This is a genomic window from Gymnodinialimonas sp. 202GB13-11, assembly GCF_040932485.1.
GTDB classification, from domain to species: Bacteria; Pseudomonadota; Alphaproteobacteria; order Rhodobacterales; family Rhodobacteraceae; genus Gymnodinialimonas; species Gymnodinialimonas hymeniacidonis.
In genome coordinates, this window is sequence record NZ_JBFRBH010000001.1 from 3,699,605 (window position 1) to 3,711,886 (window position 12,282).

A 12,282-nucleotide genomic window follows, 5' to 3' on the forward strand; every position below is an offset into this window, starting at 1 on the left:
GGTTGAGGCGCCCTTTCAGTTTGATCCGGGCCACAGGGAGGAGTGGCCCGGAGGGTCTGTTTGACCTTAGCGGTTGGTGAAATCCGGATAGGCTTCCATACCAAGCTCGGTCACGTCGAGGCCGTTGATCTCTTCTTCCTCGCCCACACGGATGCCCATGATGGCTTTGAGGATGAACCAGATGATCAGCGAGGCGACGAAGACAAAGCCGCCGATGGCCGCAATGCCGAGGATCTGAGCGCCCCAGCCGCCGGTGTAGAAGGCGACGGCGAGCGTGCCCCAGATACCTGCGAAGAGGTGAACCGGGATGGCACCGACCACATCGTCGATCTTCAGCTTGTCGAGAAGCGGAACGGTGAAGACCACGATCACGCCACCCACAGCACCGGTCAGGAGCGAACCGAAGAGCGACGGCGCAAGCGGTTCAGCGGTGATCGACACCAGGCCAGCCAGCGCGCCATTGAGCACCATGGTCAGGTCCGACTTGCCATACATGATCTGCGTGAGGATCAAGCAGGTCACGGCACCGGCGGCAGCCGCCATATTGGTGTTGGCAAAGATGCGCGAGACGTCAGTGACATCGTTGATCGTGCCCATGGCAAGCTGCGAGCCGCCATTGAAGCCGAACCAACCCAGCCACAGAATGAACGTACCCAGCGTGGCCAGCGGCATGTTGGAGCCCGGCATCGGGTTTACGCGGCCATCTTTGTACTTGCCCAGACGCGGGCCGAGGACGATGGCACCTGCGAGGGCTGCGAAGCCACCTGCGGCGTGCACCAGGGTCGAACCGGCGAAGTCCGAGAAGCCTGCAGCCGACAACCAGCCGCCGCCCCACTGCCAGGATGCCTCGATCGGGTAGATCAGGCCGGTCAGGACAAGAACGAAGATCAGGAAGGGCCACAGCTTAATGCGTTCGGCCAAGGTGCCCGAGACGATCGACGCAGTGGTTGCGCAGAACATCAGCTGGAAGAAGAAGTCCGAACCATCGGAGGCGTAGGACAGATCCACTTCGGTGGTGCCGACGGGCTGGAGTACAGCCGTGCCAAATGCACCAAGATAGCCGATGACGCTTACGGTGCCATCTTCGGCCTCGGACAGCGAATAGAGCGTCCAGTTGATCAGGCTTGTGTCGACCGCATCCATGCTTTCAAACGCCATCTCACCCAGCGGATACATGACATTGTAGCCGACCAGCCAGTACATGATGGCAGCCAGCGAGAAGAGCGCGATGTTCTTGGTCAGCTGCATTGTGACGTTCTTGGAGCGCACGAGGCCTGCTTCGAGCATCGCAAAGCCCGCAGCCATCCAGAACACGAGGAAGCCACCGATCAGGAACAGCAGGGTGGTGAAGATATAGCCTACATCATCAAGCGACGAGGGCGGGTCGTTGGCCCAGGCTGCAGCCGGAAACGCGGCGATTGCAGCGGCCAGCGGAAATAGAATTTTCTTGTTCATGTCTCTCATTCCCCTTGGAGAAATCCGGGCGCTGTTTACAGCGCGTCGTCGTTGGTCTCGCCGGTGCGCACGCGAACCGCGCTTTGCACATCGAGAACGAAGATCTTGCCGTCACCGATTTTGTCGGTCTTGGCGGTGGTCTGGATGGTTTCGACAACCTGATCGGCCATGGACGCAGCCACGACGATTTCCAGTTTCACCTTCGGCACGAAATTCACGGCATATTCGGCGCCGCGATAAATCTCGGTGTGGCCGGACTGAGAGCCGAAGCCCTTGATCTCGGTCACCATCATGCCGCGCACGCCGATGGCGGTCAGGGCTTCGCGGACCTCCTCCAGCTTGAACGGTTTGATTGCTGCAATGATGAGTTTCACGTTTTGTCACCCCTTGCGGTTGTTGACTGTCCCCACGACCAGATGGTCGGGCCTTTTTGTGCGACCCAAGGACCGGGCCGGATACGTGGGTAAGTCAGGCCGATGGTGCGGGAAGGGCAACGAACGGCCCGTGTTTTTGCAGCGCTTCTGTGAGGCATTTGCAAAATTTTTGCGCAAAGAAGCGTAGATGCGTATTTTTTGTGCGACAGGTTAATCGAAGGGTTGGCCCTCCCCCCTTCGCAAGCGACTCGAATTTGCCTATCTTGATGCCCAAATGAGGTTGGCCCCGGCATATGCCGCAATCGGGCCCCCGACAGAGGCAAGAGACAAACATGAGCCCATCAGGAAATGGCAGGCGTCGGCTGGTGGCCGACCGCCGCAGCACACAGACCCCCAAGCGCCCTGCGAAGAAAAAGCGCGCCTCCTCGGGCGGGAGCGGCGGTGGCGGTCGTGGCTCGGGCAACGGCGGACGGCGGCGCAGGCAGCCGCGGCGCAAGGCTCCGCAGCGCGGCGGTATCATGGGGTTCTTCGCCCGCGTGATCCGTTTCTTTTTTCGCGTATTGTGGAGTGTGATCTGGCGCGGCGCTGTCGTTGTGACCCTGCTGGTCGCCATGGGGGTCGCCTACTACTATAGCCAGTTGCCCGAAGTGGACGAGCTGCTGGACGCCCGTGCGCGCGGCTCCGTCACGATGCTGGATCGACATGGAGAGATTTTCGCCTGGCGCGGGGAACAATTCGGCGGCGCGATTGATCCGACCAATACCTCCATCCATCTGGTCAACGCCGTGGTCGCCACAGAAGATCGCCGGTTCTGGTGGCATCTCGGCGTCAGCCCGCGCGGTATTGCCAGCGCCATGCGGATCAACATGCGCGAAGGGCGCAGCCCGTTACAGGGCCATGGCGGCTCCACCCTGACGCAGCAGACGGCCAAATTGATGTGTCTGGGCCGCGATTTCGACCAAGAGATCTGGGACAGCGAGGCCGCGTACGAGGCCGACTGTCGTCGCACGACCTTGTGGCGCAAGGTGCAGGAGATGGTCTTCGCCTTCGCGATGGAACTGCGGTACACGAAGTCGGAAATCCTCTCCATTTACCTCAACCGGGCCTATCTGGGCGCCGGTGCACGCGGGTTCGAAGCCGCATCGCAACGCTATTTCGGCATCTCCTCGACCGAGGTGAACCCGCAGCAGGCCGCGATGCTGGCGGGTCTGCTGGTCGCGCCGACGCGCTATGCGCCCACAAACAACCTCGAACGCAGTCAGGAACGGGCGAACCTCGTCCTCGGCCTGATGGAGCAGCAGGGCTATCTGAGCGAGGAGGCCGCGGACCGCGCCCGCGCCAACCCCGCAACGCTTTCAGCGGCGGCCCGGCAGGAAACGGGCGGCTATTTCGCGGACTGGATCATGTCTGTTGGCCCTGATTTCCTGACTGGTGAAACAACCGAAGACGTCATCATCCGCACGACGTTCGACCCTGAGATTCAGGCGGCGGCCGAGGCCGCGATTGCCAATGTGTTCGCAAATCAGGTGCGCGAAGGGTCCGAGGCGGAAGCCGCGATTGTGGTGATGAGTGCGGACGGCGCAGTGCGCGCCATGGTCGGCGGGCGTGATCTGGAAGGCGGTGGCGTGTTCAATCGCGCGGTGCAGGCGTTCAGGCAGACGGGATCGGCGTTCAAGCCGTTTGTCTATGCCACTGCTTTGGATCTGGGCTTCCGCTTTGACGATCTCGTGTTGGACGCAGAGCTGACGATCAATGTGCCGGGTTCCGGGCCGTACCGACCTGAAAACTACGACGGCCAGTATCGCGGCGAAGTCACCCTAACTGATGCCTTGCGCCATTCGCTGAACACGCCTGCCGTGAGGTTGTCTGAAGAAGTGGGCCGCGATCTGGTGCGCACGGTCGCTTCTCAATTCGGGATCGAAAGCGATCTTGCGGCTGGCCCGGCGCTGGCGCTTGGTGCATCGGAATCGACGTTGATCGAGATGACGGGCGCCTATGCGGGCATCCTCAATGGTGGCTCAGCCGTGCGGCCCTTTGGCCTGACGGAGCTGCGGTTGATGGGGGAAGACACCCCGATGTTCGAGCAAGACACGGGCATCCGCGAACGCGTGATCTCGGAATTCTCGGCACAGCAGCTGACCTACATGATGAGCCAGGTCACGGCAGCGGGTACCGGAACGCGGGCGGCTTTGTCTGACCGGCCGACGGCTGGCAAGACCGGCACTACGAATTCGGCCCGTGATGCCTGGTTCGTTGGCTTCACCGCGGATTACGTCGCCGGTGTATGGATGGGATATGACGACAACCGCCCGCTAAGCGGCGTGACGGGCGGCGGCTTGCCTGCTGAAATCTGGCGACAGGCGATGGAGGAGATCCACGCCGATCTTCCCCCGCGCCCGCTTCCGATGATCGACCCGATTGCCGAGGCCCGCCCGCCGGAACAGCCGCAGGTCTTGAACGCGGATGGCTTGGTGCGGGACGGCACAGGTCAGTTGGTGGGGCCTGTCACGCCGCGCGGCACGCGCATCCCGATTGGGAATGCGCAAGGCCAAGGCAATCTGGGCAACGCAATCAATGATGTGCTGAACCAGATCTTTGGGCCTCGGAACAACTAGGCAGGCGTTTCAGTAACCCAGAGCGATCCCGTCCTTGCGGGGGTCGCTGCCGCCCTCCAGTACGCCATCGGGCCGAATGCGGATCGCCTGCGCGCCGCCCACCGCTGTGGCCGGGATCTGCACGTCATGGCCTTTGGCCGCAAGCCCATCGTGAACAGCTTGCGCGTAGCCACGTTCCACCTTGATATGGCCCGCCTCCGCAAAGCTGCGCGGGGCGTCGATGGCGGCCTGCGGATCAAGCCCGTAATCGACCACGTTCGACACGAAGCGCGCATGACCGGTCGATTGATAGGCGCCGCCCATGACGCCGAAGGGCATCAGGCTGCCATCGCCCAGTTTGAGCATGCCGGGAATGATGGTGTGCATCGGGCGTTTGCCGGGGCCGACCTCATTCGGGTGGCCTTTCTCAAGCGTGAAGCCGCCGCCACGGTTCTGGAACAGCACGCCGAATTTGTCCGAGGCAAAGCCGGACCCGAATGAATGGAAGATCGAATAGATCAAGCTGACCGCGCGGCGATCCTTGTCGACAACCGTGATGTAGACCGTGTCCTTGTGGACATTGTCGGAGGCCGCTCGCGCGTCTGGCATCGCGGCATTGCCGTCGATGAGACCGGCGAGTGATTTCGCGGTGTCCTTTGACAGCATGTGTTCCAGCCGCGTGACATGGTCCATATCCGCGATGAACCGGTCGCGCGCGTCGTAGCCAAGTTTCGTGGCCTCAGCCTCCAAGTGCGCGCGCATCGTGCCGAACGGATCGTCCTGCGGGTCCATCGTTTCGAGGATGTTGAGGATCAGCATGGCCGTCGCGCCTTGCCCATTGGGCGGGAGCTCCAGCAGTTCGGCGTCGCGGTAACTGGAGCGGAGCGGTTCGACGTAGTTGCTTTCGGTCGCCGCAAAATCCTCAAGCGTGTGGGTGCCACCCAGCGCACGAAGAGACGCAACCATGTCTTCGGCAACTTCGCCTTCATAGAACCCGGCCCGGCCTTCGGCGGCGACGCGGCGCAGGACCTCGGCCTGGCCGGGGGCCGTGAAGCGCGCGCCGACTGGTAGGGGCTTGTCGTCTTGCAGGAAGATGCTGCGAGCATGGCCAGAAAGGACGGAACTGCTTTGCTCATAATCGAACGCGACGCGCGGGGCGACGGGTATGCCGGCTTCGGCGTAGTGGATCGAAGGGGCCAGCACGCGGTCGAGCGGCAGTTGCCCGTGATCGGTGTGGAGGCGGCAGAACCCATCAACCGCACCCGGCACGGTGACGGCGGCGACATCATAAAGCGGCATCTCGTCGTGATTGGCCCGAATGGCGTCCGCGTCGATCCCGGCAGGCGCGCGGCCCGAGGCGTTCAGGCCGATGATGTCTCCATCGGGTTGGGCCACAAGCGCGAACATGTCGCCGCCAATGCCGGTGCTTTGCGGCTCGCACAGACCTAGAAGGATTGCAGCGCCGATAGCGGCGTCTACAGCGTTGCCACCTTCCTGAAGTAGGGCAATGGCCGTTTGCGCGGCCAGGGGGTGCGATGTGGCGCACATCCCTTGGTCGGCGTAAACGGTCGAGCGGCCCGGTTTGTGAAAATCGCGCATGGTTTGTCCCCCTCTTTCAGGAGGGGAACCCTAGGCAGCGACGCGCAAAGGACAAGGGCAGAAACGCTTTTGCTGCGACCGAGGTCGCGCGTTGATTGGCGTTGGGGGGATTGTCGCCGCAGAGGACCTCGACGCCACGCACTGGGTGGGGGCTTTGACACGCGACGTCGAGGGAAGCCTCTGCAGCTACATGTCTGGTATCGACCGTCTTCGCGGCTTGCTTTTGCTCGAAATGGGGCATTCTCGTGTCGGGAGGACCGATCTTGTCGACAATGCCTCGCAATTCGCGGGATTGGCCATCAATATCGGCAAACACAGGTCTTTGAACCCGTTTGGCCGGGTCAGTTCAGTGTATTGGGAATCGAAAAGAACAATTCATTGCACCCGTCTTTTCGGGTGTAAGATAGGCCATCAGTCATCATGTGGATCATGGCCCATCCAAAGCCGCCTTCCGGCAGATCGTCGGGGCTATTTGGGTCGATTTCGGGCATCCCACCGTTCGGTGGTTTTCCCTTGGGCATGGCAACACCTTGGTCCACCACGCGGCAGTTGAGCGCCTCTTCCGCAAACGAAAGCGTCACCTCGATCGGGTGGCCGGGCTGAAACCGGTAGGCATGCTCCACGACGTTGTTCAGCACTTCCGCGAGGATGATCTGCGTCGTATCGCCGATGGCTTGGAACTCTGGCATTTCGTTCAGTTTGTCGCGCACATCGTCCAGGGCGCGACGCACATGGTCGGTCTCGGACGACAAAGTGGTGACAAGGTCAGGTCGGGCCAATCTGAATGATCCTTCTTTGGCACCCGGTACGGGCAAACAATCACTCGGCAGCGTGGGGTGCCGCGGCGGCGGCAAGGGCATCGTCCAGCGACGGGAAGATGGCAAAAACGGTATTCATCCGCGTCAGAGTCATCACTTTTTCAACGGCAGGCTGCAATCCGGCCAATGCCATGGCGCGATCCGGGCCCAGACCTTTGAACACCGCGACGATGGAGCCAAGGCCGCTGGAATCGAGGAATTCCACCTGCGACATCTCAAGGATGATGTCGCCACCACCTTCCGTCAGATTGCGAAAGTCTTCCTTGAACTGAATCGCGATGCTCGCGTCGAGCCGGGTGTCATCCACATGGACAACCTGTGCATAGTCATGATCACTGGACGAAAGAGGCATGTCGTGTTCTCCAACAAGTCGATTTGTTGGAAACGCTAGACGCCAAGTCTTACAAATTCGTTGTCATCCCCTCGAATGCAGGAGGCAAACATGGATCAAGTTGTCATTACCGGGGCGTCGCGCACGCCGATGGGCGGGTTTCAGGGAGGGCTGTCACCCCTGGCCGCGTCCGAGCTCGGCGGTGCCGCGATCCGGGCGGCCCTTGATGGCGCTGGCGCAAGCCAGGTTGACGAAGTGCTGATGGGATGTGTCCTGCCTGCGGGCCAAGGGCAGGCCCCGGCGCGTCAGGCCGGGTTCCATGCTGGCCTCGATGACAGCGTGCCCGCCACGACGCTGAACAAAATGTGCGGTTCTGGCATGAAGGCTGCGATGATGGCGTTCGACACGCTGGCGCTCGGGCAATCAGACGTGATCGTGGCCGGTGGCATGGAATCGATGACGAATGCGCCCTACCTGATGCCGTCCATGCGGGGCGGCGCGCGGATCGGGCACCAGAAGACGCTCGATCATATGTTCCTCGACGGGTTGGAAGATGCCTATGACAAGGGCCGCCTGATGGGCACCTTTGCCGAGGATTGCGCCGAGGCGTTTCAGTTCACCCGTGAGGCGCAGGACGGCTATGCGCTTGGGTCGCTGGAAAACGCCGTGCGGGCCATCGAAAGCGGGGCCTTTGAGGCGGAGGTCGCACCGGTCACCGTCACGACGCGCAAGGGTGCGATTGAGGTCGATGTCGATGAGCAGCCCGGCAATGCCCGCCCCGACAAAATCCCGCAGCTCAAGCCCGCGTTCCGCGAGGGTGGCACGGTCACGGCGGCGAATTCATCGTCGATCTCGGACGGTGCGGCGGCCCTGGTTCTGGCCCGTGCGGACGTGGCCGAGGCGCAAGGGCTTCCGGTGCGCGCGCGCATCCTTGGCCATGCCTCCCACGCCCATGCCCCGGCCCTGTTCCCGACGGCTCCGGTTCCGGCCGCGAAAAAGCTGCTCGACCGGTTGGGATGGCGCGTCGAGGACGTCGATCTGTGGGAGGTGAACGAGGCCTTCGCCGTTGTCCCCATGGCCTTCATGCACGAGATGAATATCCCACGCGAGAAGGTGAACGTGAATGGCGGCGCCTGCGCTTTGGGTCATCCGATTGGGGCATCCGGCGCGCGGATCATGGTGACGCTACTGCACGCGTTAGAAGCGCGTGGCCTGAAGCGCGGGATCGCAGCGATCTGCATCGGCGGCGGCGAAGGGACAGCCATCGCGATGGAACGGGATTGAAGGCCATGGCCGATTACGCAACGCTTGCGAAAACCATCGCCGCGCTGACCGAAGGCGAAACCGACACGGTCGCGTTGATGGCAACCTTGGCCTGCGAATTGCACCACGCGGATGACCGGTTCGATTGGACCGGGTTTTACCGTGTGACGGCACCGGGATTGCTCAAGATCGGCCCCTATCAGGGCGGTCATGGATGCCTGGTGATCCCATTCGACAAAGGCGTCTGTGGCGCGGCGGCGCGCACCGGCGAGGTGCAGTTGGTGCCGGATGTCGACGCGTTCCCGGGCCATATCGCCTGCGCGTCCTCCACCCGGTCCGAAATCGTCCTGCCTGTCCGCAACGCGGCGGGAGAAATCATCGCCGTGCTCGACATCGACAGCGACCAGCCCGACGCGTTCACCGAGGAAGATGCGACGGCGTTGGAGGCGATCCTAAGCGCGACCTTTGCGTCTTAGTCTTAGTCGTCGTCGCTGTTGACCACGGTCAGTTCCGGGGCCGATAGCGTGCGCGGGACAGCCTCCACCCTCGGCGCGTCCTTGAGGTCATCCGACGGCTCTTGCACCACCTGCATCGCCTCCAGTTTGCGGGCCGAGGGGAGTACCCGCGCCTCTAGCGAGCCCATGGCCTTGTTGTAGCTATCCACGGAGCGGTTCAGGTTGGTGCCGACCTTCTGCAAATTCGCTGCAAAGGTGGCCAAACGCCCATAAAGCTCTTTCGCTTCCTTGTGGATGGTGACCGCGTTTTCGGCAATCGCCTCCTGCTGCCAGCCGAAGGCAATGGTGCGAAAGAGCGCAACGAGGGTCGACGGCGTTGCGATGACCACACGGGCCTCCAGCGCGCGTTCGATCAGGTTCGGGTCGGCCTCGACCGCCGCAGACAGGAACACGTCGCCGGGGATAAACATCACCACGAAGTCTGGCGTGTTCTCTAGTAGGTCATGGTAGCGTTTCGACGACAGCGCGCGGACATGGTCGGCCACCTGCCGCGCGTGGCGGGTGATGGCGAGGTCACGGGCCTCGGGCGTCTCCGCCTCCAGCGCATCGAGATAGCCGTCGAGCGAGGTCTTGGCGTCCACAACCAACGACCGCCCGCCGGGCATGTTCACGATGGCGTCGGGCCGTTGCAGGCCGTTGTCCGTCTGGTGGCTGACCTCGGTGTTGAAATCCACATGCTCGGTCATGCCCGCCATTTCGCAGACCTGCCGTAGCTGCATCTCACCCCAGCGACCCCGCGTCTTGGGCGCGCGCAGGGCTTGCACCAGCTTGCGCGTCTCACCGGTCAGCGCGGATTGGCCTAGCTTCAATTCTTCCACCTGCGTGCGGATGGTCGAATAGGCCTCCGTCCGTTTCTGTTCCATATCGCGCAGGACGGTGTCAAAGGCGCCGAGCTTTTCGTTCAATGGTTTGACCATGCCGTCGATGGCCTTCTGGCGCGCATCAAGCTCCGCCTTGGCAGTCTCGGAATGGGTCGCGAAGCGCTCAGACACACGGTCGAGGAAGGCCTTGGAATTGCCCTCCAACACCTCGCCCGCAAGGTTTTTGAACTGCGATTTCAGCGCCTCGTTCAACCCGTGCAACTCCTCCAGCCGCGCCTTGTGCGTGGCCTGCTCCGTCTCTAACCGCGCCTCGGCTTGGTTCAGTGCCCCAAGCAGGCGGTCGCGTTCCTCGCGCTCGTCGGACAGGGCCTGTTCCAATTGCGGCAACCGCTCTGCCCTAGCCTCCATCGCGGCCATATGGCGGCGCATATCTTCCAGCCCGGAGAGGTCGCGATTGGCCCGCCGCAAACGCGCCCCGCGCAGGATCCAGGCGACGAACAGAAACAGCGCGGCCAACAGCACCAGCAAAAGATAGGCCGGCAGCGGGTCGACCTCCGGCCCAAACGGGCTGGCGGCGCGCAGGCGGGTGGCGACGCCATCGAGGAAGGCAAAGAAGGGCGCGTTTTCCATGGCTCAGGTCCGCCCGAACAGGCGTTCGATGTCGCTGAGTTTCAGCTCCACATAAGTCGGTCGCCCGTGGTTGCACTGGCCCGACATCGGCGTGGCCTCCATCTCGCGCAGAAGGGCGTTCATCTCATCGGCGCGCATCTGGCGGCCGGAGCGGATGGAGCCATGGCAGGCCACGCGGCTCAACACCGCCTCCACACGAGACTGCAGGGTCTGGCTGTCGCCAAGGTCATCCAACTCGTCTAGCACGTCGCGCAACAAGGCCTCGGCGTTGATCTCACCCAGAATGGCAGGCGTCTCGCGCACGGCCACGGTGCCCGGTCCAAACGCCTCAACCAGCAAACCAGACCGCTCCAACTCTGCCGCGTGATCGAGAAGCCGGTCGGCATCCGCACCAAGTGTGATGATCTCAGGGATCAACAGGGCCTGCCGCGCAACACCGTGCTCGGCCATTTGCGCTTTCAGCTTCTCATAAACCAACCGCTCGTGGGCGGCGTGTTGGTCCACCAGAACGATCCCGTTCGGCGTCTGCGCGACGATGTAATTCTCATGCACCTGCGCGCGGGCGGCCCCCAAGGGGCCATCGCTTTCGATAACCGCCTCATCTACCCGGGCCGACGGCGCGTTGCCCCAATCGGGAGCAGCCTCGGCAAACCCCGCCATTCGGCCCTGCTGCGGGCGTTCCATCTGGTAGACGCGCGGTTCGCCGGAAAATGTCGGCTGCGAGGAGGGGGGCGCCCCTAGCGGGGGCAAGTCCCGAGGAGGGGCCGCGAACGCCTGCAACGTCGCATCGGCCACAGTCGATGAGGCGCGATGCCCGGCCTCGGCCAAGGCATGGCGCAGGCCGGAAACGATCAACCCACGCGCGACGCCCGGCTCCCTGAACCGGACCTCGGACTTGGCGGGGTGGACGTTCACATCCACCCGTTCCGGCGGGCAGTCGATGAACAGAACGGCCGCCGGGTGGCGGTCACGGGACAGCACATCCATATAGGCCGCGCGCAGAGCGCCGATCAGCAGTTTGTCGCGGACGGGGCGGCCATTCACGAACAGGAACTGCGCCACCGCAGAGCCGCGCGAATAGGTCGGCAGGCCCGCATATCCGGTCAGGCGGATGCCCTCACGGTCAGCATCAATCGCCAGCGCGTTTTCGGTGAAGTCCCGCCCCAGGATCGTGGTCAGCCGCCCGCGCAGGGCGTCGAACAGATCGCCGGTTTCCGGATCGGCACGGAACGTCACACGCTCGCCATCGGTCACATCCTTCAGGGTGAAACCGACGGCAGGCTCTGCCATCGCCAGCCGCTTCACGACATCGCTGATCGCCTGCATCTCGGCCCGGTCTGAGCGCAGGAACTTCAGCCGTGCAGGGGTGGCGTAGAACAGGTCGCGCAGCTCCACCACTGTGCCCCTGTTCAAGGCCGCCGGCCTCACCGCCTCATGCGCGCCGCCTGAGACGCGGATGACGTGACCCGCATCCGACGCCCGCGAGGTGATCGACAACCGTCCGACGGAGCCGAGCGACGGCAGCGCCTCCCCCCGGAACCCGAAGGAATGGATGTTGAGCAGATCGCTGCCGTCGATTTTCGACGTCGCGTGACGGCTGAGCGCCATCGGCAGGTCATCCGCCTCCATCCCCACGCCATCATCGGTCACGCGGATCAGGGTTTTGCCGCCATGGGCAACCTCGATCACCACGCGCCGCGCCTGGGCGTCGATGGCGTTTTCCACCAGCTCTTTCACGGCTGACGCGGGCCGTTCCACAACCTCACCTGCCGCGATGCGGTTGATCGCTGCTTCGTCCAGCTGACGGATCACCGGGCGCGCATCTGCGCTTATGTTGGGGTTTGGGGCGGCCATGCCCCTAGGGATAGCATGGCCGCCACTC

10 protein-coding genes are annotated in these 12,282 nt (G+C 63.1%); 3 read left to right on the top strand and 7 right to left on the bottom strand.

Going from position 1 to position 12,282, the window contains the following annotated elements:
- Nucleotides 1-66: 66 nt before the first annotated feature.
- Both V8J81_RS18900 and V8J81_RS18905 read right to left on the bottom strand, forming a co-directional pair.
- Entirely contained in the window at nt 67-1,455 is a 1,389-nt protein-coding gene (locus V8J81_RS18900; RefSeq protein ID WP_368477299.1) for an ammonium transporter, read from the bottom strand.
- 35 nt (nt 1,456-1,490) lie between these two features.
- Nucleotides 1,491-1,829, bottom strand: coding sequence for a P-II family nitrogen regulator (locus V8J81_RS18905; protein ID WP_011457169.1), 339 nt, complete (start codon nt 1,827-1,829; stop codon nt 1,491-1,493).
- 332 nt (nt 1,830-2,161) lie between these two features.
- Between V8J81_RS18905 and V8J81_RS18910 the strand changes: the two genes are divergently transcribed.
- A complete protein-coding gene (locus tag V8J81_RS18910) occupies nt 2,162-4,444 on the top strand; it encodes a transglycosylase domain-containing protein (RefSeq protein ID WP_368477300.1) in 2,283 nt (760 codons plus the stop codon).
- A gap of 9 nt (nt 4,445-4,453) precedes the next feature.
- Here the strand turns inward: V8J81_RS18910 and V8J81_RS18915 are convergent, their stop codons facing one another.
- The 3 genes from V8J81_RS18915 to V8J81_RS18925 all read right to left on the bottom strand — a co-directional run bounded on the left by V8J81_RS18915 (nt 4,454) and on the right by V8J81_RS18925 (nt 7,192).
- Complete coding sequence (locus V8J81_RS18915) at nt 4,454-6,022, bottom strand: gamma-glutamyltransferase family protein (RefSeq protein WP_368477301.1); 1,569 nt, start codon at nt 6,020-6,022, stop codon at nt 4,454-4,456.
- A gap of 341 nt (nt 6,023-6,363) precedes the next feature.
- On the bottom strand, nt 6,364-6,801 hold the full coding sequence (locus tag V8J81_RS18920) for an ATP-binding protein (protein WP_368477302.1): 438 nt from the start codon (nt 6,799-6,801) through the stop codon (nt 6,364-6,366).
- A 40-nt stretch (nt 6,802-6,841) separates the two neighbouring features.
- Nucleotides 6,842-7,192: an STAS domain-containing protein gene (locus V8J81_RS18925; RefSeq protein ID WP_368477303.1), complete on the bottom strand. Its 351-nt coding sequence runs from the start codon at nt 7,190-7,192 to the stop codon at nt 6,842-6,844.
- A 90-nt stretch (nt 7,193-7,282) separates the two neighbouring features.
- On the opposite strand from V8J81_RS18925, the gene V8J81_RS18930 reads away from it, so the two are divergent.
- Both V8J81_RS18930 and V8J81_RS18935 read left to right on the top strand, forming a co-directional pair.
- Entirely contained in the window at nt 7,283-8,455 is a 1,173-nt protein-coding gene (locus V8J81_RS18930; protein WP_368477304.1) for an acetyl-CoA C-acyltransferase, read from the top strand.
- A gap of 5 nt (nt 8,456-8,460) precedes the next feature.
- Nucleotides 8,461-8,910, top strand: a complete 450-nt coding sequence (locus tag V8J81_RS18935; RefSeq protein WP_368477305.1) for a free L-methionine (R)-S-oxide reductase MsrC — start codon at nt 8,461-8,463, stop codon at nt 8,908-8,910.
- A gap of 2 nt (nt 8,911-8,912) precedes the next feature.
- Here the strand turns inward: V8J81_RS18935 and V8J81_RS18940 are convergent, their stop codons facing one another.
- Complete coding sequence (locus V8J81_RS18940) at nt 8,913-10,400, bottom strand: DNA recombination protein RmuC (RefSeq protein ID WP_368477306.1); 1,488 nt, start codon at nt 10,398-10,400, stop codon at nt 8,913-8,915.
- A 3-nt stretch (nt 10,401-10,403) separates the two neighbouring features.
- Complete coding sequence (mutL, locus tag V8J81_RS18945; RefSeq protein WP_368477307.1) at nt 10,404-12,254, bottom strand: DNA mismatch repair endonuclease MutL; 1,851 nt, start codon at nt 12,252-12,254, stop codon at nt 10,404-10,406.
- Nucleotides 12,255-12,282 lie beyond the last annotated feature (28 nt).

Excerpts from the sequence above, each read along its gene's own strand:
- V8J81_RS18935 (WP_368477305.1), top strand. The coding sequence starts at position 8,461 with ATGGCCGATTACGCAACGCTTGCGAAAACCATCGCCGCGCTGACCGAA.
- V8J81_RS18930 (WP_368477304.1), top strand. The coding sequence starts at position 7,283 with ATGGATCAAGTTGTCATTACCGGGGCGTCGCGCACGCCGATGGGCGGG.
- mutL (WP_368477307.1), bottom strand. The coding sequence starts at position 12,254 with ATGGCCGCCCCAAACCCCAACATAAGCGCAGATGCGCGCCCGGTGATC.
- V8J81_RS18915 (WP_368477301.1), bottom strand. The coding sequence starts at position 6,022 with ATGCGCGATTTTCACAAACCGGGCCGCTCGACCGTTTACGCCGACCAA.
- V8J81_RS18900 (WP_368477299.1), bottom strand. The coding sequence starts at position 1,455 with ATGAACAAGAAAATTCTATTTCCGCTGGCCGCTGCAATCGCCGCGTTT.
- V8J81_RS18910 (WP_368477300.1), top strand. The coding sequence starts at position 2,162 with ATGAGCCCATCAGGAAATGGCAGGCGTCGGCTGGTGGCCGACCGCCGC.
- V8J81_RS18940 (WP_368477306.1), bottom strand. The coding sequence starts at position 10,400 with ATGGAAAACGCGCCCTTCTTTGCCTTCCTCGATGGCGTCGCCACCCGC.
- V8J81_RS18925 (WP_368477303.1), bottom strand. The coding sequence starts at position 7,192 with ATGCCTCTTTCGTCCAGTGATCATGACTATGCACAGGTTGTCCATGTG.